23 protein-coding genes are annotated in these 24,203 nt (G+C 54.9%); 9 read left to right on the top strand and 14 right to left on the bottom strand.

The window, feature by feature from the left end; genetic code table 11:
- Window positions 1–7: 7 nt before the first annotated feature.
- From HP566_RS01835 to HP566_RS01820, 4 genes are read right to left on the bottom strand one after another with little or no spacing between them, the layout of a single operon-like run.
- Window positions 8–640: a glutathione S-transferase family protein gene (locus tag HP566_RS01835; RefSeq protein WP_249975553.1), complete on the bottom strand. Its 633-nt coding sequence runs from the start codon at window positions 638–640 to the stop codon at window positions 8–10.
- A 4-nt stretch (window positions 641–644) separates the two neighbouring features.
- Window positions 645–1,643 carry an NAD(P)H-quinone oxidoreductase gene (locus tag HP566_RS01830; protein ID WP_249975552.1) on the bottom strand — a complete coding sequence of 333 codons (999 nt, stop codon included), beginning with the start codon at window positions 1,641–1,643 and terminating at the stop codon, window positions 645–647.
- Window positions 1,631–2,068, bottom strand: a complete 438-nt coding sequence (locus tag HP566_RS01825; protein ID WP_249975551.1) for a GlcG/HbpS family heme-binding protein — start codon at window positions 2,066–2,068, stop codon at window positions 1,631–1,633. Before HP566_RS01825 ends, HP566_RS01830 begins: the two co-directional genes overlap by 13 nt.
- Window positions 2,065–3,231 carry an ABC transporter ATP-binding protein gene (locus HP566_RS01820; protein WP_249975550.1) on the bottom strand — a complete coding sequence of 389 codons (1,167 nt, stop codon included), beginning with the start codon at window positions 3,229–3,231 and terminating at the stop codon, window positions 2,065–2,067. The genes HP566_RS01825 and HP566_RS01820 overlap by 4 nt, the downstream gene beginning before the upstream one ends.
- Before the next feature lie 360 nt (window positions 3,232–3,591).
- Here HP566_RS01820 and HP566_RS01815 point away from each other — a divergent pair, with 360 nt between their 5' ends.
- The 8 genes from HP566_RS01815 to HP566_RS01780 all read left to right on the top strand — a co-directional run bounded on the left by HP566_RS01815 (window position 3,592) and on the right by HP566_RS01780 (window position 10,804).
- The gene (locus tag HP566_RS01815; RefSeq protein WP_249975549.1) at window positions 3,592–4,029 is read left to right on the top strand and encodes a RidA family protein; all 438 of its coding nucleotides are present in this window, start codon (window positions 3,592–3,594) and stop codon (window positions 4,027–4,029) included.
- Window positions 4,026–4,694, top strand: coding sequence for a DUF1028 domain-containing protein (locus HP566_RS01810; RefSeq protein WP_249975548.1), 669 nt, complete (start codon window positions 4,026–4,028; stop codon window positions 4,692–4,694). Before HP566_RS01815 ends, HP566_RS01810 begins: the two co-directional genes overlap by 4 nt.
- Complete coding sequence (gene argE, locus HP566_RS01805; RefSeq protein WP_249975547.1) at window positions 4,687–5,874, top strand: acetylornithine deacetylase; 1,188 nt, start codon at window positions 4,687–4,689, stop codon at window positions 5,872–5,874. The genes HP566_RS01810 and argE overlap by 8 nt, the downstream gene beginning before the upstream one ends.
- A 262-nt stretch (window positions 5,875–6,136) precedes the next feature.
- On the top strand, window positions 6,137–7,129 hold the full coding sequence (locus HP566_RS01800; protein WP_249975546.1) for a TRAP transporter substrate-binding protein: 993 nt from the start codon (window positions 6,137–6,139) through the stop codon (window positions 7,127–7,129).
- The gene (locus tag HP566_RS01795) at window positions 7,129–7,935 is read left to right on the top strand and encodes a maleate cis-trans isomerase family protein (protein WP_249975545.1); all 807 of its coding nucleotides are present in this window, start codon (window positions 7,129–7,131) and stop codon (window positions 7,933–7,935) included. Before HP566_RS01800 ends, HP566_RS01795 begins: the two co-directional genes overlap by 1 nt.
- Window positions 7,919–8,437: a TRAP transporter small permease gene (locus HP566_RS01790; protein ID WP_249975544.1), complete on the top strand. Its 519-nt coding sequence runs from the start codon at window positions 7,919–7,921 to the stop codon at window positions 8,435–8,437. Before HP566_RS01795 ends, HP566_RS01790 begins: the two co-directional genes overlap by 17 nt.
- A gap of 10 nt (window positions 8,438–8,447) precedes the next feature.
- Complete coding sequence (locus tag HP566_RS01785) at window positions 8,448–9,728, top strand: TRAP transporter large permease (RefSeq protein ID WP_249975543.1); 1,281 nt, start codon at window positions 8,448–8,450, stop codon at window positions 9,726–9,728.
- Between the two features lie 122 nt (window positions 9,729–9,850).
- Complete coding sequence (locus HP566_RS01780; RefSeq protein ID WP_249975542.1) at window positions 9,851–10,804, top strand: LysR family transcriptional regulator; 954 nt, start codon at window positions 9,851–9,853, stop codon at window positions 10,802–10,804.
- A gap of 95 nt (window positions 10,805–10,899) precedes the next feature.
- Here the strand turns inward: HP566_RS01780 and HP566_RS01775 are convergent, their stop codons facing one another.
- The 3 genes from HP566_RS01775 to HP566_RS01765 all read right to left on the bottom strand — a co-directional run bounded on the left by HP566_RS01775 (window position 10,900) and on the right by HP566_RS01765 (window position 16,325).
- Window positions 10,900–12,882, bottom strand: a complete 1,983-nt coding sequence (locus HP566_RS01775) for a methyl-accepting chemotaxis protein (protein WP_284041263.1) — start codon at window positions 12,880–12,882, stop codon at window positions 10,900–10,902.
- 213 nt (window positions 12,883–13,095) lie between these two features.
- Complete coding sequence (locus tag HP566_RS01770; protein WP_249975541.1) at window positions 13,096–14,064, bottom strand: XdhC family protein; 969 nt, start codon at window positions 14,062–14,064, stop codon at window positions 13,096–13,098.
- Window positions 14,064–16,325, bottom strand: a complete 2,262-nt coding sequence (locus HP566_RS01765) for a xanthine dehydrogenase family protein molybdopterin-binding subunit (protein WP_249975540.1) — start codon at window positions 16,323–16,325, stop codon at window positions 14,064–14,066. The genes HP566_RS01770 and HP566_RS01765 overlap by 1 nt, the downstream gene beginning before the upstream one ends.
- Before the next feature lie 234 nt (window positions 16,326–16,559).
- Between HP566_RS01765 and HP566_RS01760 the strand changes: the two genes are divergently transcribed.
- Window positions 16,560–17,042 (top strand): MarR family winged helix-turn-helix transcriptional regulator, encoded by a 483-nt coding sequence (locus HP566_RS01760; RefSeq protein WP_249975539.1) that lies wholly within the window; start codon window positions 16,560–16,562, stop codon window positions 17,040–17,042.
- A gap of 8 nt (window positions 17,043–17,050) precedes the next feature.
- Here the strand turns inward: HP566_RS01760 and HP566_RS01755 are convergent, their stop codons facing one another.
- From HP566_RS01755 to HP566_RS01725, 7 genes are all read right to left on the bottom strand, one after another.
- A complete protein-coding gene (locus tag HP566_RS01755; protein WP_249975538.1) occupies window positions 17,051–18,571 on the bottom strand; it encodes a tripartite tricarboxylate transporter permease in 1,521 nt (506 codons plus the stop codon).
- Between the two features lie 22 nt (window positions 18,572–18,593).
- Window positions 18,594–19,136 (bottom strand): tripartite tricarboxylate transporter TctB family protein, encoded by a 543-nt coding sequence (locus tag HP566_RS01750; protein WP_249975537.1) that lies wholly within the window; start codon window positions 19,134–19,136, stop codon window positions 18,594–18,596.
- A gap of 20 nt (window positions 19,137–19,156) precedes the next feature.
- Window positions 19,157–20,131 (bottom strand): Bug family tripartite tricarboxylate transporter substrate binding protein, encoded by a 975-nt coding sequence (locus HP566_RS01745; RefSeq protein WP_249975536.1) that lies wholly within the window; start codon window positions 20,129–20,131, stop codon window positions 19,157–19,159.
- Window positions 20,132–20,277: 146 nt separating this feature from the next.
- Window positions 20,278–20,961, bottom strand: a complete 684-nt coding sequence (locus HP566_RS01740; RefSeq protein WP_249975535.1) for an N-carbamoylsarcosine amidohydrolase — start codon at window positions 20,959–20,961, stop codon at window positions 20,278–20,280.
- Window positions 20,962–20,970: 9 nt separating this feature from the next.
- Window positions 20,971–21,738: a maleate cis-trans isomerase family protein gene (locus tag HP566_RS01735; protein ID WP_284041262.1), complete on the bottom strand. Its 768-nt coding sequence runs from the start codon at window positions 21,736–21,738 to the stop codon at window positions 20,971–20,973.
- 15 nt (window positions 21,739–21,753) lie between these two features.
- On the bottom strand, window positions 21,754–22,575 hold the full coding sequence (locus HP566_RS01730; protein WP_249975534.1) for an alpha/beta fold hydrolase: 822 nt from the start codon (window positions 22,573–22,575) through the stop codon (window positions 21,754–21,756).
- The gene (locus tag HP566_RS01725) at window positions 22,572–23,738 is read right to left on the bottom strand and encodes an FAD-dependent monooxygenase (protein WP_249975533.1); all 1,167 of its coding nucleotides are present in this window, start codon (window positions 23,736–23,738) and stop codon (window positions 22,572–22,574) included. Before HP566_RS01725 ends, HP566_RS01730 begins: the two co-directional genes overlap by 4 nt.
- Window positions 23,739–24,203 lie beyond the last annotated feature (465 nt).

The raw sequence follows: 24,203 nt of genomic DNA, 5'->3' as shown, positions 1-24,203 counted from the left end.
CGTCTGTTTACTCATGCGGGCGCGTGGCGATCATTGCGGGCTGGGCATCGAAGTCTGCAAACCAGCGTGCTGCCTGTGGGCAGTGGCTACGCCAATCCATATCGGCAAAGCGGAAATCGAGGTAGCCCAAGGCGCAGCCCAGGGTAATGGCACCGATATCGCTGGGTGTGCTCGCAAGCTCCGGGGCCTGCTGCTCAATACTTTCAAGAGCCGCCTGCACTTTACCAAGCTGGGCTTGATACCAGGCGTCGGACTGAAGCTCTTTAGGGCGCGCTAGACGCTCATACCTGGCCAGCAGTGCAGCATCTAGCAGGCCATCACCCAGTGCCTGACGTGCCAGGGCCTGCCAACGCTGAGCGCCCACCGGGAATAAGCCGCCCTGGGCATAATCATCGAGATACTCACAGATAACGCGGCTGTCGAATAATAGCTGCCCATCACTTGTCTGGGCGGCAGGTACCTTGCCGATAGGGTTGAACGTCGCAATGCGGCTGTCGCGCTTAACAGGGTGTGCGGCGCTCGCCAGCAGCTCAATCTGTGCAGCCAGGCCAAGCTGATTCGCCACCGCCATTACTTTGCGTACGTAAGGTGAGGTCGTTGTGTGGTAAAGGCGTAATATAGGGGGAGCGATTGTCATCATGCCCTCAGTCTTCACGTGTGTTGGTGATCAATACTACTTTGCCGATGTTGCTGTTTTTCTCCAGCACGTGGTGGGCATCCACGGCACTCTCCAGGGGGAACGTCTGGTAAATGACGGGAGATACACGGCGGCTGGCGAGTAGGGGTAACAGATGGTGGGTGACTAGCTGTGCCAGACGTGTTTTTTCATGGCGGCTCTTGGGGCGAAGCGTCGAAGAGGTGAGTGTCAGCCCCTTGCGCATAACGGTTGGCAAGGATAGAGAGACTTCCGCGCCAGCAAAAAAAGAGAGGCTGACGTGTCGCCCTTCGGGGGCCATCACCTCAAGATTGCGGCTGATGTAGTCGCCACCCACGGTATCCAGAACCACATGGATGGCATTCGCGCCCCAGGTTTCATTTATGACGCTGACGTACTCCTGCTCGCGGTAGTTAATGGCCAGGTCGACGCCCATATCCCGTAGCGCGGCCACCTTTTCGGTGTTACCTGCGGTGGCGGCAACCCGTGCCCCGGTTGCCTTCGCCAGGGCAATTGCCAGGGTTCCCAAACCGCTTGCCCCACCGTGGATAAGCAGGTTGTCGCCAGGGGCGAGGCGTCCGCGTTCGTATAGGTTGTGCCATAGGGTGAAGAGCGCTTCGGGCAAGGCAGCTGCCTCAATCAGCGAAATCTGTTCGGGAACGCGCAGACAGTGATCGGCGATAGCAAGACAGTGAGTGGCATAGCCGCCGCCATTGAGCAGTGCCATAACGCGATCACCCACCTTCCAGATGGTTTCGCCAGGGCCTACTGCCTCAACAAGGCCCGATGCTTCAAGTCCGAAGATGTCGGTGGTTCCAGGTGGTGTTGGCATGCCACCTCGCTGCATCAGGTCTGGCCGGTTCACGCCAGCGGCAGCGACCTTGATAAGTAGTTCACCCACGCCAGGAGAGGGGATATCCCGAGTGACGCTGTGCAGAACCTCAGGGGGGCCGTATTGTTCAGCGATAATGGCGGTCATGCGTTGCATAAAGCTTGCACTCCCTTTAGTAGCGCGGCTGCACCCGCTTTAGCCACCTCGATATCCTGCTGGCCTGTACCGGAGCCGACACCAATGCCACCGACACAAACATCGTCAACCATTAACGGCTGGCCGCCTTCAAGATTGGTGAGTCGTCCGCCCGCCGCGATAGCGAGCTTGAGTTCAAGAGTGGGGTCAAGCTGAGCAGTTGGCTGTCGATGAGAGGCTGCTGAGATGGCCTTTGAAATAGCGGTTTCGCGGGAAAGAAGTTTTGCACCCTCCATGCGTGCAAACGCTAACAGGTTACCCCCTTCATCAACGATTGCAATGTTCTGCGCCACGCCCAGCTGTTCAGCTTTTGCAATCGCTGCGTGTAACACTCCAAGTGCCGCATGATGGGTTAAGCGTGGGATATGGCGTATCCAGTCATTCATTGGGTGGACTCCCCCGACGTTGATACTCGTGTAAATGCGGTGGTATCTCTGCACACAAAACGGATACCCACACCACTACCGGTTGACCAGTTATCCAGAGCATCTAAACCAGAGCTGCGGACAGTGACCGGGTGATCCATGCCGCAATCTGGTACATGAATGGAGACATCGACGTGATCACCCTGAAAGACATGCCCAATCACGGTGCCCGCAAGGTCTGCCTCTGCATTGAGGGGAACGAGGCGGATATTTTCAGGGCGCGCATATAAGTCGACTACATCTCCGACCTGACCATGAATGTTGGCAATGGGAAGGTGCAACTTGGTGCTGCCGAACTCAATGACCCCCGTACTATTGTCATGGCCGGTATAGCGGGCAGGAAAAATATTGGCATCGCCCACAAAGGAGGCAACAAACGGATCAATTGGGTGCCGATAGATCTCATGGGGTGTGGCTACCTGACGAACATGGCCAGCTGACATCACAACCACTCGGTCAGACATGGCGAGTGCTTCATCCTGGTCATGGGTCACGAAGACCGTGGTTACCCCCAGCTTACGCTGAATCTCTTTGATCTCCTGCTGCATGTTCAGGCGCAGGTTTTTATCCAGCGCTGAGAAGGGTTCATCAAGGAGTAACACTTTCGGCCGTATCACTAAGGCCCGGGCAAGTGCCACGCGCTGCTGCTGGCCTCCTGACAGCTCTTTGGGGCGGCGCTCCCCATACCCCTCCAGCTTCACCATTTTTAATGCTTGTTCGACACGTTGCTGAATCTCCGTTTTGGGCACGCGGCGCATACGAAGGCCGTAACCCACGTTTTCACGGACGTTCATATGGGGAAACAGCGCGTAGCTTTGAAACACAATGCCTATCTCGCGCTGGTAGGGTGGCGTTTCGGTTACTAGCTCGCCATCAATAAAAATCTCGCCATTATCGGCTTCAATAAACCCCGCCATTAGATTTAATAGTGTGGTTTTGCCACAGCCGGAGGGGCCCAGCAGGGTTAAAAACTCACCTTGGAAAATCTTTAAAGAGATACGGTGTAACGCAGTGGAATCGCCATACTGCTTAAGTACACCATCCAGTTGCACCGCAATACGGGGGTCCATTAAAGGTGCTGATATTTGCTTCTCCGCAGTCTTAAAACTAACTAGTTCACTCATATGCATTACCCCAGGGGATCGGTACCGCAAATATTTTTTTGAGTAAGTGGGCCGTTTGAGCATACCGGCGTGACAGGGGGCAGATGGTTCGTCCTTTCTAAAGACAAGATTAAGAAAAGCGGAAGCAGTGGAATGAGAGACGGTATGGCGCAAGTGGGTGAGTAAAATCGCCGCTGAAAGAAGTGGTTCGGTGTCTCCTCAGGAGGCTGGCAAATGCAGGGGGATTGTTTGGGTAAGTGCCGTGTGCGTGTGTTAGATCGTTTTTATTGAACCGCAGGTGCGGATAATGCGATTTTCGTTCATCGGGTCAGATGGATAGCTTCAGTAGGGAACAAATAAATTAACCATGGCAGGCTCCTGATGCATCCAGCGACCCAAGCGGTAACCCATGAACGAATCCGCATGTTCAATACCAAGGAGACGTATCCCAATCAGAGTCTGGACAACGACCTGTGCCAGGCGGTACGAGCAGGAAACACTGTTTATGTGCGTGGTCAGGTCGGCACTGACTTTGATGGCCATCTTGTCGGTCTGGGGGATCCTGCTGCCCAGGCAGAGCAGGCCATGAAAAATATCCAGCAGCTACTTCATGAGGCGGGCAGCCACCTCTCTCATATCGTTAAAACCACCACTTATATTACCGATCCGCGTTACCGCGAGCCGGTATACCGTGAAGTGGGCAAGTGGCTAAAAGGCGTTTATCCCATTTCGACCGGGCTGGTAGTGGCCGGGCTGGCACAGCCTGAGTGGCTGATGGAAATTGATGTGATTGCAGTGATCCCGGAGGTGGAGAAGTGACATTCTCAATAGCGGCGGTGTGTAAACAAACCGGCGAAACCGGGTGTGCTGTCAGCTCGTCAAGTATCTGTGTCACCAGCCGCTGTGCCTTTGTAGGCCCCGGCGGTGCGGTATTAACACAGAATGTCACCAACCCTGCGCTGGGCATAAAGGCTATCAAGTTGTTGAGTGATGGGGTGGCGTCACAGCTGGTCATTGATACGTTGCTACAGGAGGAGCACTATCCTCAGTGGCGTCAGCTGTTAGTGGTTGATTCACGGGGTCGCAGCGCCATATTCGATGGTGAAAAAGCATTAGGTATAGTGGGACGGGCGCAAGGCGATGGTTGCGTCGCTGCCGGTAATCTACTGGCTGACAGCAGGGTGCCCGAAGCCATGGTAGAGGCGTTTGAGAATGCTGAAGGGCTGCTCGCTGACCGGCTGATGCTGGCCATGCAGGCGGGGGTGGTCGCGGGAGGGGAGGCCGGTCCTGTTTTCTCCGCAGGTCTTCGTGTGGCGCGCCCCAGTATTGTATGGCCGATTATCGATTTACGAGTTGACTGGCACGAATCACCGATAGACACACTACGTGACAATTGGCTGCGCTATGCACCGCAGTTGGAAGATTATGTGATGCGAGCCGCCAATCCCGATGCCGCTCCCAGCTATGGTGTTCCCGGTGAGTGATGGTAGGCAGAGCCGTTTGCTGCTTGAGCAACTGGTCGCTTTCGACACCGTGAGCCGTACTTCCAATCTGAGTTTGGTTGCGTTCATTCGTGACTACCTGGATGAACTGGGGGTTCCCTCTCAGTTGGTCTATAACGATGCAGGCAGCAAAGCTAACCTGTGGGCCACAATAGGTCCTGACGACTGTGGTGGGATTGTGTTATCAGGTCACACAGATGTCGTGCCGGTGGATGGACAGGCGTGGACTTTTCCGCCGTTTAAACTGACCGAAAGTGATGGAAAGCTTTACGGTCGGGGCAGTGCCGACATGAAAGGCTTTCTGGCCTGTGTGCTGGCGGCAGTGCCCACCTTTTTGGCGATGCCGCTGCGTATACCTGTCCATTTGGCTTTTTCCTATGATGAAGAAGTGGGGTGCCTTGGCGTGCGCTCTCTTATTGAGCACATAAAAAAGCAGGCGCATCCTCCCGTTGCCTGTATTGTTGGTGAGCCGACAGAACTCAAACCGATAGTAGGGCATAAGGGGAAACTCGCCATGCGCTGCCATGTGCGGGGTGCGCCGTGTCACTCTGCCTACGCTCCCAAAGGGGTGAATGCCATTGAGTACGCCTCCCAATTAATTGTGAAACTAACCGCTATGGGTATTGAGCTTCGCAATAAGCCGTCTGATCATCGGTTTGACCCCCCTTTTACCACGGTGCAGACCGGCACGATTAGTGGTGGAAACGCACTGAATATCGTCCCAGCAGAGTGTCGCTTTGATTGGGAAGTTCGCACCTTGCCAGGCGTTGATGGCGAACAGATATGCAACGAATTAAAACACTATGCCTATCAAGAGGTTGAACCATTGATGAGGGCTGTGCAAGCGGATACGGGTATTCACTTTGAGCCCCTACAAAACTATCCCGGACTACTGTTGGATCAAAACGACTCCCTCGCTAAATTTATTGCCTTACTGGCACGGAGTAGTGATTTCAGCACTGTTGCGTTTGGCACGGAAGGAGGTTTATTTCATCAGGCCGGTATTCCTACGGTCATTTGTGGGCCTGGCAGTATGGCTCAAGGCCATAAGCCCGATGAGTTTATTGAAATTACGCAATTGCGTGAGTGTGACGCCATGCTGAGCCATCTCGCCAGTGGTCTCTCCAGTGAGGAAGTTCTGAAGAAAGTTTTAATGTGTTAGTTATTCCTTGGGCCAGTTGCCCTTATCAAGGTGAATACGTCAGCCAGCTTTTTCATGGAAAGCAGTAATGCACCGTCAATGTCCTTAAAACTTAACAACAATAAATTTAACGACATGGTGTAGGCAGGGATGCTGCCACAAACGGTATTTAGTGTTTGCCAGAACTTTTCAGCATTAAGGTAAAAGAAAAACTGGCACACAAAATGCTTTAAGTTGGTATGCAAACGCATGCCTACATAATCACTTTAACGTGGAAAAAAGCATGTTGAAAAGAAAACTCCTGACGTATGCACTTATCTCCGGCTTATCATTTTCGATGGGCTCCTCATTCGTACACGCTGACGTTACAAAGTTAAGGCTAGCCGTTGAGACAACCCCCGGTGATCCTCTCAATATCATGCTGGCCAGCTTCAGAGATACCCTGCAGTCGAGCGCGGAAGAGGAGGTTGAACTTGAATTCTTTGAGGGAGGGGCACTGGGTAGTGAGTCTGATTTGATTCAGCTGCTTCGGGCGGAGCAGGTTCAGGTATTGCCTATCGGGTCGGATATCGTTGAGCTGGACAGTAACTTCGCCATTTTCGATATGCCCTTTATGTTTGCGGATAAGCAAACCGCCCGTGATGCACTGGATGGTGAGCTAGGCGAGCTGCTGGCCGATTCATTGCGTGAAAAGAGCGGGCTTGAAGTGCTGGCGTTTGGCGAACTCGGCTTTCGCATCATCAGCAATAGCCGCCGTCCCATCAATACGCCGGAGGATCTTTCTGGACTGAAGCTGCGTACGCCAGGCAGCGCAACTCGCATCCTCGCTTTTGAAATGCTGGGAGCGGCACCTACCCCCATGTCGCTTGGCGAAGTCTATATCGCGCTACGCCAGGGTGTGCTGGATGGGCAGGAGAATCCGCTGTCAGTACTGGAAGAGTTCTCGCTTTATGAAGTGCAGGATTACGTATCGTTAACCAATCACGTCTACACCCCTATCACGCTCACCATGAGTGCCAACAGCTATGCTGAGCTGTCGCCAGACATGCAGGAGCACGTTATCTCTGCTGCCCAAGAAGGCGCCTATCAAACCCGTCAACTTTCTGACACCAGCGATGCCGAACTGGTGGAAGCCTTTACCAGCGCGGGAGTGGCGGTTAATCAGCCTGACTTAGCCAGTTTTCAAACTGCCTCGGTACCCATTCGTGAGGCTATCGCTGAGCGCTTGGATGCAGTGTTCTGGGAGCAGGCACAGAACATCCTGGAGCCGAGATAATGAATCAATACCTTGAAAAATCGGCGAATAGCCCCCCGTTTCGCTATGACGGCAGTGGTGACGATGCCCGTATTGGCTTGATCTATATGGCATCAAGCATCGTGATGGAAGCTGAAATGTGGGCCATGTCGGCTCCTGGTGTTTCTACGCACACTACCCGCATACGGCTACCGAAGGTCACCTTTGAGGGCATTGATGCCATGATGCGCTCTCCGGAAATTGAGCAGGCCGCTCGGTTGCTCGGTTCTGCGCCTATCGATGTGCTTTGCTTCGGTGGTACCAGTGCGTCCTTCCTGCATGGGACCGCCTACGACAAAGCGCTAATCGAAAACCTCAAGCAGTGGGCGCCAGGCCCACAAGTAACAACCGCATCAACGGCAACACTGGCGGCATTAGCAGCGGTGGGGGCCGACAAAGTGGTACTGGCTACCCCCTATGTGGATGCGGTGCATGAGCGAGCGATCAACTTCCTGCAAGAAAATGGTCACGAGGTGCTTCGCCACGCCAATCTGAGGATTGATGAAGACCAGGCATTAGCTGAAGTCTCTTTGCAGGAGGTGTATGACCTGGTGAAATCCGTGGATCATCCGGAGGCCAGTGCCGTTTTTATCAGCTGTACCAACTTTCGCACAGTCGGAGTGATTGAAGCACTCGAGGCCGAGCTGGGTAAACCTGTTATATCCGCTATTCAAGCCTCCTTTTGGCACTGCCTCGAAGTGCTGGATGTAGACGGCGCGCGCCCTGGGTATGGCTCCCTTCTCAAGTACCGTTTGGCGAAAGGAGCAGGTAATGCTGAAAACCATTGATTCAGTACGCTTGGCGACAGCTTTTTCTTATCGTCTTGGCCAAAAATTACGAGTACCACAGGTGGGGGTGGGCCTGGTAAAGGTGACCGAGGCAGCAGCAGCCTGCTGTATAAGCGGCATCGTGTTACTCGTCCTCTCCAACGCCACCAGCCGTTATATGTTTGGGCGCCCACTGCCTTGGACAGATGAAGTGGTTATTGCCCTAATGGTGTGGGTTGCGGCGATCGGTATTGTGCTTGCCAGTATCCGTGGTGCATTGATCTCATGTGACCTTCTAACCCGCTCCCTCCCTCCGCAACGCTTGGTTCTGGTGCGTCGGCTGTGCGCGCTGTTCAGTGCCGGGGTGATGAGTTTTCTGGGTTGGCTGACGTGGCAATACATCGGACTCTTCGGTAATGATGTGACTGCCATGCTCAGGGTGCCGAAGAGTATCGTTTACAGTGGGCTGCTATTTGGCTCTTTAGGCATGTCCACTGTTTTTTTGCTCGGCCTGCGTCGCTGAGGGAGCCATCATGTTATTACTCGCTTGTGCCGCTATCGTGATGCTTTGTCTGTTAGTCATTGTGGGGGTGCCGATTATTGTGTCCCTGACGGCAGCCATACTGATGTATTTGATGTTCAGTGGTGGATGGAGCCTGGCATTGCCCCAGCAAACGCTGGCAGGTATCAGTGACTATATTCTTGTGACGATGCCGCTGTTCATTTTTGCGGGAGCCATCATGAATGCCAGTGGCATTGCTGACCGCTTGTTCGCCTTTGCCGGTGCTCTGGTGGGGTGGATGCGAGGTGGTCTGGCACACGTCAATGTCACATCCAGCATTATGTTTGGCGGCATGATAGGAACCTCGGTGGCCGATTTGGCGGGTACCGGGTCGATCATGATTCCCAAACTCAAGCAAAATAACTATCCAGGGCCATTCGCCGCCGCGCTGACGGCAACCTCGTCTGGTATAGGCATATTAATACCGCCAAGTTCGCCGATGATTCTCTACTCGGCGGTGACCGGAGTGTCATTGGGAGCCCTGTTTCTGGCAGGTGTCGTGCCTGGTTTGTTGATGGGGCTGCTGCTAATGCTGATTATCGCGATTTTGGCGCGTAGAAACGGCTGGCAACCAATGAATAACTTTGCGTGGCGTCGGGTCATGGCCACCGGTATGCAGGCATTGTTACCCATGGGGCTACCCTGCCTCGTGTTGGGTGGGCTGGTATTCGGGCTGTTTACGCCTTCAGAAGCAGGTGCTTTTGCCGTCGCATATGCACTGGTGCTTGCCATGCTGGTATACCGCACGCTTGGCCTCGCCAAGCTCTATCGCACAATGGTCGATTCTGCTGTGCTAACGGGAGAAATTCTACTGGTGGTTGGGCTTTCGACCGCCTTCGGCTGGGCATTGTCACAGGCTGGTGTTCCAGGTGCCTTAGCAGCTGGACTGGATACGCTTTTCCCCTTTGAGTCAGTCGTGTTACGGGTATTGGTGCTACTGTTGCTGGCGCTGATTGCCGGTATGGTGTTGGATCCACTGATTCCCATGATTATGCCAATCCTGCTGCCTGCGCTGATGGCCATGGAGGTTGACTTATTACACTTTGGCGTACTGATCGTGGTGACGGTGGTGATAGGGCAAGTAACGCCTCCCGTTGCACTAGCACTTCTCGTTGCCGCCAAAATTGGTAACGAGGATGTGACGAGTGTTATCCGTGCCAATACCCTGTTTCTTGTTGCACTATTTTCTTTCCTGCTACTGCTTATATTTATCCCGCAGCTCTCGACGGCATTGCCAGCATTAATGCAATAATCTTTATGCTTGTTTTGCTGATTTAAGTAAATGAGGTTAATGGTGTAAGGAGGTGGGATTTTAATTTTTAAGTGTGAGAACAAATACTAAACATAAATGGTTTTTATGGAAATAAGATACTTATGCTAAGCAGAATAACCCACCGGCAACTTGAATATTTCATCGCATGCGGTGAAGAGAGCAGCATAATTAAAGCTTCTGAGAAAATTCACGTCTCTTCTCCTTCCATCTCCGCAGCCATTACCCATATTGAGGCAGAATTGGGGGTGCAGCTTTTCATCCGCCATCATGCACAAGGGGTCTCATTAACGCCTATTGGCAGCATTGTATTGCAGGAGGCTAAGCTGATCGTTGAACAGGCGAAGAACCTGTATACACTGGCGTCAGACTCTCAGAATGCCGTCAGGGGGCCTTTGCGGGTGGGGTGCTTCAACTCATTGGCACCCATGATTGCTCCTGAAGTGGTATACGGCTTTGCGAAGGCGTTTCCAGGTGTTCGAATTACCTTGATAGAGGGCGATCACGATGAGCTGCTGGAGGGGCTGCGGCGATCCCAGATTGATATTGCGATCACATATGACTTGCATATTTTCGAAGATGTGGAGTTTACTCCGCTAGTTGGTCTGCCGCCTCATGTCATCGTGGGGCACCACCATCCACTGACAGAATTTTCGACCATTCATATATCGGACCTTTTAGAGTTCCCGATGATTTTTCTTGATCTTCCCTATAGCCGGGAATATTTCCTTAGCCTGTTTTCGAGTATTGGGGAAACCCCCAATATAAGGTTATGTTCAAACCAGCTGGAAGTTGTGCGCTCTATGGTCGCGAACGGTTTGGGATACTCTATTGCCAATGTAAGACCCAAAGCCAATTTCTCCCAGGATGGCAAACGGGTGATTCGCCTCAAGCTCTCCGGTCAGCACCGCCCTTTATATATTGGATGTGCGGTTTTAAAAGGGCTACAACCGCCAAGAGTGGTAGAGGCGTTTGCCCTGCGATGCCGTAATTTTATTTCTGAGCAGTATATTCCCGGTATGACAACACCTGGATATTACGACTTCCATTCAGATTAGTCGTTGGTTAGCTGTGTGGCTTATATGTTGTATGAAAATGGTGATAGGGTTCCGGATGATCCAACACCCGGAACCCAACAGCTAAGCGCGAAACGTTAAAACTCTTCCCACTCGGGTTCAGGCTGTTTGTGTCTGGCCAGCACTTTGCTGGGCTGTGGAGAGGAAGTGACGGGATGAGCCTCTGTTTGCCTTGTAGCCATTGATGGCAGGGAATGGGTGGCAGCGTGCTGCTCACCCAGTACAAATTCCTGCATCAATTGATCCAGGCGCTGGGCGTTCTCTCGCATCTTGGCGGCAAGGGAGGCGTTTTGGCTCACCATGGCGGCATTTTGCTGGGTCATGGTATCCATTTCGGCAACCGCCGTATTCACCTGCTCTATCCCGGATGTTTGCTCACGGGCGCCTGCCGTGATTTCTCCAATCACATCTGAAACCTGAGTGATGCCGCGGTGAATTTCCTGCATCTGTTGTGCTGCTGCCTTGACGATCTGATTACCCTCTTGTGCATGGTTCACCGATACATCTATTAGCGCACGAATATCCTGGGCTGCTGTCGCTGAACGGCTTGCCAGAGTGCGTACTTCATTGGCAACCACTGCAAAGCCGCGCCCTTGCTCACCAGCCCTGGCTGCTTCCACCGAGGCATTAAGGGCCAGAATGTTGGTTTGGAAGGCAATAGAGTCGATCAGGCCGATGATATCGCTGATCTTATGGGATGACTCGCCAATAGCCGCCATCTTGGTTTCCATTTCTGCCATGGATTCCGTACCGCGCTGGGAGGCCCCTGCCGCTTCAATAGCCAGCCCGTTGGCTTGCTCGGAAGCCTGGGCGGTGTGCGCCACGGTGGAGTGAATCTGCTCCATGGAGGCCGATGTTTCCTGAAGGTTGGCGGCCGCCTGCTCTGTGCGGGATGAGAGCTCGTGCGTGCCATCGGCCATGTGACTGGCACCTGCCAATACAGTACGGGCGCTACCGCGCACTTCAATCAGTGTAGACTGCATGCGTTCGACAAAAGCATTGAAGGCGTGGGCGAGATCGCCGATTTCATCGTTGGTTTTGGCTTCCAGGCGGCGGGTCAGGTCTCCCTTGCCTTCGGAGATACCGGCCATCGCCCGCGACGTCTGCTTGATAGGGGCGAGGGCGCGCCGGGTGGCATAGCCGACGATGACCAGCAAAATAGCCAGCAGGAGTGTGCCTGCCACCAGTAGCGATGTCAGCAGGTTACTGGTCACGGTGGTAAAGGCGCTAACAGGAACCGTGACACCCACCACCCAGGAGGTGCCCTCTACCGGGTTCCACATTACGACGTTACGTTCACCATTGGGAAGGGTGATTTCACCAGAGCCTGGCTGACCGCTGAGCATTTCCTGGCTCAAGGCGTTCATACCCTGGTAGCCCTGGCTATCGGCGTCGGTATAGTTCAGGTTCATGCGATACGCCTCATTGGGATGGGCAATCACCGTGCCGCTGCTGTCAATCAGCCAGCCATAGCTCCCTTCGCCAACATTAATGGAGGAGGTCACATCAGAAACTGCTGCCATGGAAACGGTAATACCTAACAGGCCAGCACGGTTACCACGCTCATCGAAGACCGTATCCGCCACGATGGCGGTAGGCAGCCCACTGACCATTGAGACAACCGGGTCCGTCAACAGGCTGTCGGCGGTGCCGTCGCTCACCAGTGTTTTAAAATAGCCGCGCTCGGCAATTTCGAGGCGCACATCGGCATGGGTCAGCGTCGCCCCGGTGGCGTCAGTGAAGAACAGTGACTCGATAGTGCCACCGGGAGGGTAGCGCTTCTCTAACCATCCAAGGTGTTCGGAGAGAGGGACGTCTGCAGATAGGCGTTCGTCCTGCGCCAGGACATCAATCCAGTTTCGGTAGCCGGTAATCCAGCGGCTGACTTCATCAGCGCGGGCTGCCACCTGGCGGGTACTGGCGTTGTCGATCATTCCAGAAATGGCATGATTGAGCTGCTGATTAACGATCAGGCCAAGTATGAGTGCCACTATCAGCAGCGGAAGTGCCACAGCAGCGAGTAGTTTTTGTGTCAGGGAGAAACGAGAAAACCTGATCATCGGATGCCTCTATTTAGGTAGGATGAGCATTAATGGGTGAAGGGAGAACCCTCCCATCAATGGGCAGTACGCATATTTTTATTACTTAAGGTTATTAACAGCAGATAGCAGATTAATTTGATAGTGAATGGTAGGTACTCCGGTTTTTTAGCTGTTGTATCATCATTACTCTGTGGTTATTGCCTGGTTGTTACCATCGGTACATTTCGGTCACTACAGCTCCTGGCGGTGTTTGCCACGGTGGGTTCGTACGATATCGGCCATCACCGCCAGGGCAATTTCAGCCGGTGTTTTACTGCCCAGTGCCAGGCCGATTGGCATGGTGATGCGTTGTAGCTGTGCTTCACTCAGCCCTCCAGAGCGTTGCAGTCGTTCGGCCCGTTTGTGAGAGTTCGCTGTCGAACCCATCACGCCAATATAAAACGCATCGGTACGTACCGCTTCCATCATCACCAGGTCGTCCAGGCGGGGGTCATGGGTAAGCGCCACCACCGCAGTACCGGCATGGCAACCACCGGAGGCGATAAAGGTGGCGGGATGCACTGCCTGAACTTCCACGCCTGGAGCGGCGAACCGCCGCCGGATATCGTCCCGTGGGTCGCAAACGATAACTTCAAAGCCAAGGGAAGTGGCGAACAGGGCGCAGGGGGTGGCAATGGCTGAAATACCCGCAATGACCAGCCGTAATGCAGGGCCTATGCGGATAGCCACCGTGTGGGCATCCCGCGTGACAGCAGGCCCTGGTGCATCGGCGGGTAGCAAGTTTCTGCCGCTGCCATCCAGCTTGATGCGGCGAATCAGGGGGTGGCGCCCCAGCAGGGTGGCGTGTATGACCTCCAGGTGGGTAAGGGTGGACTCATTGGGTTTCAGATACTCCACCAATACATCCAGGCGGCCTCCACAGGGTAGCTGCACCTGACTGGCCCCTTCGCCTCCGCCGTAGTGAATGACCTGAACCGGGTCTGAAAACTCCCCATTATGCAGCCGTGTCAGGAAATCCTCTTCGACACACCCTCCTGATAGCGAGCCGGTGTGCTCCTGGGCAGAGCAAGCCACCATCATGGCGCCAGGCTCTCTGGGTGCAGAGCCAAACGTTGCCAATACCGTACATAGCCATAGCGGCTGTCCCTGGTTGGCCCATTGCAGTGCTCGTTCGATCACCTGTAAATCGAGATGCTGCATTACATTGCCACCTGTGCAGAACGTTCAACACGCTGAGTCAAGTGTTGTCGCACCGTTTCAGGTGTAAACGGTGGTTGGGTGAAGCGTATACCGGTCGCATCAAACAGGGCATTGGCGATGGCCGGTGCTCCAGGCAGCGATGTGGACTCACCCACTCCCAGCGGGGGCTGGTCGGGTCGATCAAGCAGCATAAGCTGAATATCGGGTAACTCGGAAAAACGTAATAGCGGGTAGCCTCCCCATTCACGGCTGGTCGGCAAGCCATCCTCGAACGTCACCCGCTCTTTCAGCGTGCGCCCAAGCGTTTGAATAATATTGCCATGTACCTGATGGCGCACGCCCGATGGATTGACCATCAGCCCGGCGTCCTGCCCAACAAGCACCCTCTCAATCACGATTTTGCCACTGCCACGGTGTACTTTGAGTTCGACAACCCAGGCTGCCAGAGCGGCTCCGAAGCCTGGAAATTTACTATGCACGTATTGGGCATAGGCGAAACCGCGTCCATAAAGCCAGTCAGCAGCGTCCTGGGGGAACGAGCAGGCAACCCGAGGTTGCCAGTTGGCTCGTTCGGCTAATGCTTCAATAAGCGCTATGGCACGGGTGTCGCGCAATTGCGCCAGCCGATAGGCCACCGGGTCTTGCTGGGCGGCATAAGCGAGTTCATCTATCACGCTTTCATGGGCGAAGGCGTTAGGAAGGGCGGAAACGCCGCGTAACCAGGAAGCACGAACGAGTGTGGGAACATCATCACAGGCGATGCTCCGATGGGGATAGTGATAGGGGGGAACGGAGGTTCGGTCCCCCATTTGAAAGGGGATGTCACTGGGCGCTTCCTGACCGGTCAGCAGCAATGCCAGGGTAGGTGCATTATTGGAAGGGTAGCGTGAGACAAAGCGGTAGCCAGAGAGGTTGCCCTGGTTATCGATACCCGCCTCCACATCCATACGCTGGGCGGCTCCCTTGGGCTCCCAGAGGTGTTCCTGCTCGCGAGTCAGCTGAACCCGCACAGGGCATCCCACCGCCCGGGACAAAAGGGCCGCATCGGCACCTACATCATCAGCGCAGTTACGGCCATAGCAGCCGGAAGCCTCCATTCTGGTAATGGTGATGGCGCCCTCATCCAACGCCATCAGGCGTGACAAGTCCGCTCTTAAGCTGTGGGGGTTCTGGGTGCCGGACCATACATGCAGTTGGTTATTCTGCCAATCGGCAACCGAGCATGAGGGGCCGATGGAGCCATGAAGCTGAAAAGGCCAGAGGTAAGTGCGTTGAACGCGGTAATGGGCACTTTGCAGCGTCTTCGCAATATCACCCTCTTCGAGAAGCAGGCGGCGCTGGGCCGGTAACGCATCCAGGGCTCGGGCGATATCGGACAAATCCGGCAGGCCATCAGGATGGCGCCAGGTGACTTTCAGGTGCTTCGCTGCCTCGGCTGCCTGTTCTTCTCTTTTTGCCACTACACCAACAAAGTCGCCGATGACCACTACCTTAATCACGCCCGGCATATTAATAACAGTCGTTTCATCGACAGATAGCAGGCTATTGCCTACGAATGCTCCCCGGTCATGGCCGCTATAGGGCGGGCGGATAACCCGGCCATGCAGCATATTGGGCACCCTGAGATCATGTACGAAGGTCAGGCGTCCGGTAGCCTTGTCAGGAATATCCACCCGCGGTGCCGCTTTGCCCACCAGGGTGTAGTGCTTGGCCTGTTTCAGTACAACCGTGTCGGCCAGCTTCAGGGCATGCCGTTTACCGCTCAGTAATTCACCGTAGCCTATGGCCGACTGACTGGCGTCTACGGGAGCAACCTGTCCCTCGCGGCAACGTAAAGTGTCCGCAGGCATGTTGAAATGTTGGCTCGCCAGTGACAATAAGTACTCCCGCGCCTGTGCTGCTGCCCGGCGCAGCGGTTCCGCGGTTATCTGGATGGTGGCGCTGGCGATGGTGGGGCCTTGGTTGGGTACCTCGAAGGGGTCACCCAGTACCATGGTCACGGAAGCTAAAGGCACCTCAAGCTCTTCGGCGACAATTTGGGAGAGCGATGTGCGAATGCCGGTACCCAGATCAACATGGCCGTTAAAGGCAATAACGTGCCCACTGTTCAGTATCGCAATAAACAGCTCGGGTTCTGTGGGTACAAAATCCGAGCGTGTACCGGGTTGTCCTGGTGCTGGCGTGGGGGTGATGACCGGGTCTCTGTAAACAACAAGAAGGTCTTCTCCATACAGAAGTGACTGTCGGTCATAGGATTTCATGTGTGCCTCCTTGTTCAAGTTGGTTGTGATCGGGCACATACCACGAAGAGAGCTTGCCCGAGTCTAATATAAAATTATAATGTGTACACCATAAATGCAGGGGGCCTAATAGGACGGCCTTCAAGCCTGACGGGTAGCTAAGTGCATCAAGTTTCAGTGTATTCATTACGTTCACCGCTGACTCTCCGGCACTATGCCCGCCCTCATTTCTCGTTCACTTGCCAAGGATATGGAATGATAAAGGACAGTTCTGTGCGCGCCGCCAATGAGCACCCGACCCCGTATGAGCAGGGGTATGACTTTTCTGAGCAGGTGGGGCATCTGTTGCGCAAGGCGTATCAGCGGCATATTGCCATCTTTCAGCGCCATAGCTGTGACAAGCAATTGACGGCTATTCAGTTCGTGACCCTGTGTACGGTGATGGAAAGAGGCCCAAGTTCGTTGACGGATATTGTTAATGCCACGGCCATTGATCCGGCGACAATCCGCGGCGTGATCAAACGACTCAAAGCCCGTGGATGGATTACGTTGACCACCGACCCCAAGGATCAGCGCAAAGTCATGGTCGTGATTACCGAGCCAGGCGCAGTGCTGGTTGAAGACATGGTGCCTAATGCCAAGCTGATCAGCGATCAGACGATGCGCAACCTGAATCCGGCAGAGCGGGTTGCTTTGATGCATCTGCTGGAAAAGATGAATGCGGACCCTGCCTCCTAAGCGGTTCATCAAAAAGGCACCTTCATGCGCTGGAGGTCGCTTTTCAGGCGCACCCACAGAGGGGCCAGTAACGGTAGGGCAGTGGCAAAGATCGACAGAGCAAAGAGGCTCATGGCAATTGGACTGTGTAGGAAAATATCCCAGGAGCCACGCCCAAGAATCAGACTGCGGCGCAGGTTCTCTTCCAGCAGTGGCCCCAGAATCAGGCCGAACGCCAGCGGTGCGCTGGGCAGCGATAACAGGTGTAGCAAATACCCCAGTGCTCCGAAAAACAGCATGATATACACATCGGCCATGCTGTTGCGGATAGCATAGGCGCCGACAACGCAGAGCAGGGCAATGCCGATCAGTAGCACATGGGAAGGAATACGCAGAATCAGGGGAAGCCAGCGCATCAGCAGAAGGCCAATGATGAGGGTTAGCAGCAGCGCGATAAAAAAGCCTGCATAGATGCTGGAAACAATGTGGGGGTTTTCAGCAAATAGCATCGGCCCCGGTCGTAAACCATGAATCAATAGCGACCCCATCAGCACCGCCGTGATGGCATCCCCTGGTACGCCCAGTGTCATCATGGGAATCATGGTGCCTCCAATGCTCGAACTGTTGGCGGCCTCCGGGGCGACCACTCCTTCAACGGCACCCTGTCCGAACTGTTCAGGGTGTTTGGAAAAACGCACTTCCTGGGCGTAGGCAATCGCGACAGCGATGGCCGAACCGGCGGCAGGGATAGCGCCAACAAAGGCACCAATCAGTGACCCCCGTAGCATGGATTTCCAACGTTTTAGCAGTGCCCGCACTTTCAGCTGGGAGCGCTGCGTCGCCTGTATGCTGACCGCAGGCGCGGCCTGGTGGGAAGCGTGGAGATGTTTAAGCACTTCCGCCAGGCCAAATAATCCTACGCAGAGCGGCACCAGCTCCACGCCCCCCTGTAAGGTGCGGGTGTCGAAAGTGAAGCGTGGAACATCGGTTAACGTATCGAAACCGACCATGCCGCATATCAGGCCAATGGCACCGACCAGCAAGCCGCGAACGGTAGTGCCGGGGGAAGCATAAGCCAGCAGTACCAACCCGAAAACGGCGACAGCAGCGAATTCAGGGCTGCGGAAGCTCATGGCGACGGTTGCGAGCAGGGGGGCAGTCATCACCAGCAGGCCCAGACCAAAGGCGCCACCTACCGTGGAGGCAACCAGTGCATACACTAGTGCTTCTCTGGCTTTGCCTGCCTTGGCCATTGGATGGCCGTCCAGTTGGGTCACAATGGCGCCTGGGGTGCCTGGAATATTGATCAGAATGGCGGATATCGAGCCTCCGTAAACGCTGGCGACAAAGACGCACAGCAGGAATAGGATTGCCAGATGGGCATCCATGCTGAAGCTCAGTGGTAACAAAATGGCCAGCGCCATCGTAGAACTGACGCCTGGCAGTGCCCCGAGGATAATGCCTAGTAGTGCACCCAGCGCGGCGAGTAACAATCCCCAGGGGGAAAGCAGTGTCTCTATCAGGGCAGACATAAAACTTTCAATCAGCATGTTCGGCTCCTGCACTGGGGCATCACAAAGGGACGTCAAGCAGTGTGATAAAGATCAGATAGAGGCTGAGACATAGCAGGCTGGATATCAGACAACCCAGCAGCACGGCCTGGGCGAACCGTCGGGTGCGTCGGTAGCCCAGCCAGACCAGCCAGGGCGTCGCGACGGAAAGCGCAGCAGGGAAGAAGCCCAGCCATTGAACAATGTTTGGCAGGAGCGCAAGTGTTCCCAGCAGTGCCGCCGCATGAAGGTGTTGGCTGATGGCCGGTGGGGATCTTTCGGCTACGGCGGGAAGGGTGCTTGCTATGGTAGGGCCGTGGTTACGAGTGTGTTGCACCCACCGCCACGCACCCTTCGCCAGAATCAACGTGCCACCGGTGAGCAGCAGTCCCAGTGTGACTAGTGGCAGTAGGGCGGGGCCGGGGTCCAGCCCTTGGCCCAGACTGTTCATAAGTGCCGGACTATTAGCGACGCTAACCAGTCCCACCAGGGCAAACCCACAGAACAAGGTGCCACAGGCCATATCGCGCCAAGCGGCGACTGGCCGGAAAGCTAAAGTGGTCATTGGCTGTGCTCCGCTCAACGCTAGCGTGTCAGTGAATCATCCACTAAACCCGACGCGGCTAGAATGTCGTAGACTTCGTCAGCACGCTGCTCCAGGTAGCGTGCTGTCTCGTCTTGGGGCCTGGGTTGAATCATCAGGCCGATATCGCTGGCGGCTTCCTGGAACGATGCATCCTGGAGCAGTGCATAGAACATCTCTGCCAGCTTGTTTCTGCGTTCTTCGGGCACGTCACCGGGCAGATAGAGCATGAAGAAATCTTCCGCGATGAAGTCATAGCCCTGCTCCTGGAAGGTAGGCACTTCAGGCGTGAAAGGATGGCGCTCTTGTGCGGCCACGCCTAAAAGGCGCAGTTGCCCGGCAGCATGTTGGTCGGCCAATAGCGGGATAGGTAACAGCGCTGACATCACTTCGCCGGACAGCAGTGCCGAAACGGTAGGTGCATACCCTTGATAGGGAATCTTGGTCAGTTCCACATCAAACTGGTTTTCAAGCATGGTGGCGGCAATATAAGAGAACCCGCCGGGAGAATCGTTGCCGTTGATGACACTGCCCGGTGCCTCGTTGAGCGTGTCGAGGTAAGCCGCTACATCGTCAATATCCGCATCTTGAGTGACTGCCAGCGCGGCAGGTTCCGGGCCAATGAATACCAAGGGTGTGAGATCATCCAAGGCAGTCGCGTTGGGGTTCATATAACTCTGGGCGATCGCATGGGTACCCATGACACCGATGGTATAGCCATCGGCAGTGGCATCTGCCACATGCCTTACCCCGGTTGATCCTGCCGCGCCGGTAACGTTCTGGACGACTAACGGTACCGAAAAGGTGTGACTGGCATGCTCAGCCATCAGTCGTGCAGCAAGGTCGTACGCCCCCCCCGTCGGCCAGGGAACAACAATGTTGATGGGCTTTTCAGGAAAATCATCCGCCAACAGAGGTGCTGTCCACAGCAGGCTCAGCAGCAGTGTGGATGATATGATCAGATGTGGTGCTTTCATGATAGTTACCTATACGATTTGTCAGGGTTCAACGCGGTGCGTCTTATGGTTATGGGTGCTTGCTGGCGTGCGTTGATGCTGTTTTTGTCTCCTCTTTGGATCGGCAGCCAGGCCATATAACAATGTCGCTCTGCTGCCGCAGCGGGTTATGGGTGATACGGATGGGCCAATAGATGGTGGATGGCCTCGTCGCTATTGATGACATCGCCATATTTGCTATCAATATCGAACAGGTTGGCTTCGTGAGGCGTGGGGTGACGATCACCCACGCAGTCACGCACGACCATCACCCGGAAGCCATGCTGAAGGCCATCCACCGCGGTGGCACGAATGCAGCCGCTGGTTGAGCACCCTGTGATGATCAGGGTGTCGATACCCATGGCAACCAGTGTGGTGGCCAGCGAGGTGCCAAAGAAGGCACTGGCATACTGTTTGGTAATCACCAGTTCATCCTGCCGGGGGGTAACTTCCGGACAAAATTCAGCGAACGGGTTACCTGCCACCATGGCGCGCATCACCGGCGCTTTCTTGACCCAAATGCCGCCATCCATCTGATCCGGGGCGTGATAGAGAATATTGGTATGGATGACGGGGGTATGCGTACGCCGTGCAGCACCAAGCAACGGTGGCATATTGGCGACGGCTTCCACCACTCCAGGGGCAAACAGCGGCGACTCTGGTGTGGTATAGCCCTGCATAAAGTCGACGATGAGCAGTACGGCCTTATTACCAAAGCCAATACGCCCATCCCATACCCCTTGGTAGTTATGGTTTAAGGAGTTATCGCCCACATCGTTGGCGTGGGATGCCTGGTTGGAGTGCGTCATCATGGCTACTCCCTAGTAAGCGCCAGACAGTAAAGCGCCCGCGCCGGGCACAATAGGCTCTAAATCGAGCGCTTTCAGCATGGCGTAGGTCGTGGCAATGGCAGCTGTAACCACCGGTTTACCCGTTAGCGCCTCTACCTTGGCAACGGCAGGCAGTGAGGGCATCTGAACACAGGCGGAAAGCACGATGGCATCCACGTTGCTGAGATCAAGGCTGGCGACGATGTCCGGCAAATTGGCGGGGTCGTGGCGGGCGACATCCAGGTTGTTGGGAATTTCCAGCGCCCGGTAGTCCAGTACTTCTATGCCCTCCTGGCGAATGTAATCCACCACCAGCTCGGTCAGTGGCTTCATATAGGGCGCCACCACTACTACCCGTTTGGCCTTCATGACACCCAGGGCATCGACCAGTGCGCCTGCGCTTGATACCACGGGAGTGTCGCAGCCGTTCTCTGCGGTGCGGCTGCGCAGGCGCTTTTGCGACTCGCGATGATAACCGGGACCCATTGCCATAATGGCAACCAGACAGGCATACCCCATCACATCCACGGCAGCATCGGAAAGCTCCAGTGCGCAGCGGTCCGATTCAGCGTCCATGGCGGCCAGTTCGCCTTTGCTGACGGTTTTCATGCGCATACGGCTGGAGTGGAAAGTGAAGCGCTCAGACCGGATGAGTTGCCGCGCTGTGAGCATGGCTGGAATTTCCGTTTCCATGGTAATGTTGGAGCTTGGCACTATCTGGCCGATACGGTAGGTCTTGGTCAGGGTGGTGTGTGTCATGATCTTTGGCCTTGTTTAGAGTTGGGTGCCCAGGAAATCTTCAAATGCGGCAAAAAAGCCGTCGAAGTCATCCCAGGGAATCATGTGGCCTGCATGTTCAGCAGTGGTGATGCGAATCGTCGGTAGCAGGGAGCGGATTTCTGCGCGGTCCTCATCCTGGATGACGCCGCCTTTGCCCGCGCACATCAGCAGGGTGGGCACCTTGATGGCGGGGAAGTCCTGGTGGATATCCACACTGTGAAACTCTTCGAAGGCCTGGACGATGGCTGGCTCAAAGCAGGTGTGCAGCCATTCGGCACGCAACCGCAGCTGCTCATCGCTCCAGGTTGGGCAGTACTGGCGCATGGTGTCGATGCTGGCGCCGTGGGTGCAGTCCCGAATCGAGTCGACGTACCAGGGCAGTTTGCTGGGGTACTCCCGGCGGCCAGGGCCGGATACCGGTGGGTCGATCAGCACCAGCTTGCCGATACCTGTTGCACCGCGGGTCATGGCGCGCAGTGCAAAGCGCGCGCCCATGGAGTGGCCCGCCAGAATGACATTGCTCAGGCCAAGCGTCTTGATAAAGGCAATAACATCATCTGCGCAGGTGTTCGTATCGTAGTCGAGTTCGGGGCCTGTTGAGGATAAGCCGCGCCCGCGAACATCAAGCACATAGGTATCAAAGTGTTGTCCAAGGCGCTCAGCGACAAAGCCCCAGGTCACCGCCGGGCTGGTGATCCCCGGTATAAGCACCAGCGGCTGACGCTCGCCCGAACTCTCTCCGCCGAAGCGAAGATAGTGCTGGCGTATGCCATTGGCATGCAGATTGGCACCGTAACGGTAGTGGGAGCTGCTCATACCGGGCTCCCTTCACTGGCCGCCTCCGGCTGCTTGAGAGGCACCTCATATACGTCATAGCCAAACACCCAGGCGGGATCTTCGTCGTAGCGCAGCCAGGTGTTGTCGTGGGAAACCTTCTGTACTCTGGAGGCACGTTCGAACCGGTTGGTACGGTAGAGCTCGAACGCCTGTTGGTAGTGCTCGGCTCCCACTTCATCCAGGCAGCGCACCAGCATGGCGGCATCCTCGATGGCCATGGCGGCCCCCTGGGCCATGTGAGGCTTCATCGGATGGCAGGCATCACCCAACAATACCAGTCGGTTATCGTGCCATAAGGGGAGTGGGTTGCGTTCCAGCAGCGGCCACTTGGTAACGGTTTCAGTGCAGTCGATCAGTGCCTGAACCGTTGGGTGGTAGCCTTCAAACGCCTGACGCATCTCCTGCTGCGAGCTTTCCACGAAGGAGGTGCCATGGCTCCATTCCGGCTCTGGCACACCGGTCACGTAGTAGTACTCCTTCTCGTCTCCTGTCACGAAGTACACCATCATGTGGCGATCTTCCGACCACCACTTCACACAGGCTTCGAAATCCAGGTCATAAGCCTTGAGTTTTTCCGCTGAGATAATCGCCCGGTGTGCCACCCAACCGCTGTAGATAGGCGCCTCGGTACCCAGGAGTTTTTCACGGATACAGGAGTTGACGCCATCCGCACCGATGACCAGATCGACTTCATCGGTGGTGCCATCTGCAAAGGTCAGCACCACCTTGTCGCCTCGGTCTTCAACATCCACGAGACGCTTGTCAAAATAGAGCTTTTCCTGGTCCAGAGAGGCAACCATCAGCTCATGCAGGTCTCCACGGTGAACCGTAATATAGGCGGCACCGTAGTTCTGGCGGGCAAACTCACCCAGAGGAATACGCGACTGGTACTCACCTGTCATGCCGTCGCGGCTGAACCAGTGATCCGGATGTGACCCCATGGAATTGAGCTGCTCCTCAATACCGATGCGCCGCATGACTTTCATCACGTTAGGGCCAAGGTGAATGCCAGCACCGAGTCGGGAGAAAGTGGGGGCCTGTTCATACACTTTCGTGGTGTAGCCTGCTCGTTGCAACAGAGCGCCTGCGGCGGCTCCGCCTAGGCCTGCACCAATGACCGCAATGGTGGGTTTGTTATTCATGTCGTCGTTTCCTCACTGGTTTTATTGACATAACGCTGAGGGGGGAGGAGCTCTTTCGGCTGCTTGGACGCCTTCCTAAGTTTGAGCTATAAAACAACGTATACACCATTTATTTTTTGGTCAAGCGAAATTGGTCTAAAAATAAATGTTTGCCTATTTTCAAAGATGTGTAGTTATAGATTTATGTTTTTAATCATTTTTTTATTTATTTTTCGATTTTTTAAAAAGCTTGATTGATAATGGTGATGAATGCTATACGTTTTATATAGCTAAATTTATAGCGTATGCACTTTAATGGCTAGTGGTTTTCTGGCTTGCACTTCAATAGTGCAGTTGCCGTGTCCAGGTAGGTTTTCGATGGGGCCTGCGAGTGCTGGCGCTGGATAATAAAGTGTGCCAATCCAGGGATTGGATGGAAGGCCGTTAGATAATGGGCGGCAAGTAGATAAAGTAATGCTTCGACAA

Origin of the sequence: Vreelandella olivaria (assembly GCF_023507745.1) — a bacterium.
Classification (GTDB): domain Bacteria; phylum Pseudomonadota; class Gammaproteobacteria; order Pseudomonadales; family Halomonadaceae; genus Vreelandella; species Vreelandella olivaria_A.
The sequence above is the reverse complement of the archived record's forward strand: the minus strand, read 5'-3'. Positions and strand labels throughout refer to the sequence as shown.

Bases quoted from the DNA above. Each gene is read 5' to 3' on its own strand.
- HP566_RS01835 (WP_249975553.1), bottom strand. From the start codon at position 640: ATGATGACAATCGCTCCCCCTATATTACGCCTTTACCACACAACGACC.
- HP566_RS01830 (WP_249975552.1), bottom strand. From the start codon at position 1,643: ATGCAACGCATGACCGCCATTATCGCTGAACAATACGGCCCCCCTGAG.
- HP566_RS01825 (WP_249975551.1), bottom strand. From the start codon at position 2,068: ATGAATGACTGGATACGCCATATCCCACGCTTAACCCATCATGCGGCA.
- HP566_RS01820 (WP_249975550.1), bottom strand. From the start codon at position 3,231: ATGAGTGAACTAGTTAGTTTTAAGACTGCGGAGAAGCAAATATCAGCA.
- HP566_RS01815 (WP_249975549.1), top strand. From the start codon at position 3,592: ATGCATCCAGCGACCCAAGCGGTAACCCATGAACGAATCCGCATGTTC.
- HP566_RS01800 (WP_249975546.1), top strand. From the start codon at position 6,137: ATGTTGAAAAGAAAACTCCTGACGTATGCACTTATCTCCGGCTTATCA.
- HP566_RS01795 (WP_249975545.1), top strand. From the start codon at position 7,129: ATGAATCAATACCTTGAAAAATCGGCGAATAGCCCCCCGTTTCGCTAT.
- HP566_RS01790 (WP_249975544.1), top strand. From the start codon at position 7,919: ATGCTGAAAACCATTGATTCAGTACGCTTGGCGACAGCTTTTTCTTAT.
- HP566_RS01785 (WP_249975543.1), top strand. From the start codon at position 8,448: ATGTTATTACTCGCTTGTGCCGCTATCGTGATGCTTTGTCTGTTAGTC.
- HP566_RS01780 (WP_249975542.1), top strand. From the start codon at position 9,851: ATGCTAAGCAGAATAACCCACCGGCAACTTGAATATTTCATCGCATGC.
- HP566_RS01775 (WP_284041263.1), bottom strand. From the start codon at position 12,882: ATGATCAGGTTTTCTCGTTTCTCCCTGACACAAAAACTACTCGCTGCT.
- HP566_RS01770 (WP_249975541.1), bottom strand. From the start codon at position 14,064: ATGCAGCATCTCGATTTACAGGTGATCGAACGAGCACTGCAATGGGCC.
- HP566_RS01765 (WP_249975540.1), bottom strand. From the start codon at position 16,325: ATGAAATCCTATGACCGACAGTCACTTCTGTATGGAGAAGACCTTCTT.
- HP566_RS01760 (WP_249975539.1), top strand. From the start codon at position 16,560: ATGATAAAGGACAGTTCTGTGCGCGCCGCCAATGAGCACCCGACCCCG.
- HP566_RS01755 (WP_249975538.1), bottom strand. From the start codon at position 18,571: ATGCTGATTGAAAGTTTTATGTCTGCCCTGATAGAGACACTGCTTTCC.
- HP566_RS01750 (WP_249975537.1), bottom strand. From the start codon at position 19,136: ATGACCACTTTAGCTTTCCGGCCAGTCGCCGCTTGGCGCGATATGGCC.
- HP566_RS01745 (WP_249975536.1), bottom strand. From the start codon at position 20,131: ATGAAAGCACCACATCTGATCATATCATCCACACTGCTGCTGAGCCTG.
- HP566_RS01740 (WP_249975535.1), bottom strand. From the start codon at position 20,961: ATGATGACGCACTCCAACCAGGCATCCCACGCCAACGATGTGGGCGAT.
- HP566_RS01735 (WP_284041262.1), bottom strand. From the start codon at position 21,738: ATGACACACACCACCCTGACCAAGACCTACCGTATCGGCCAGATAGTG.
- HP566_RS01730 (WP_249975534.1), bottom strand. From the start codon at position 22,575: ATGAGCAGCTCCCACTACCGTTACGGTGCCAATCTGCATGCCAATGGC.
- HP566_RS01725 (WP_249975533.1), bottom strand. From the start codon at position 23,738: ATGAATAACAAACCCACCATTGCGGTCATTGGTGCAGGCCTAGGCGGA.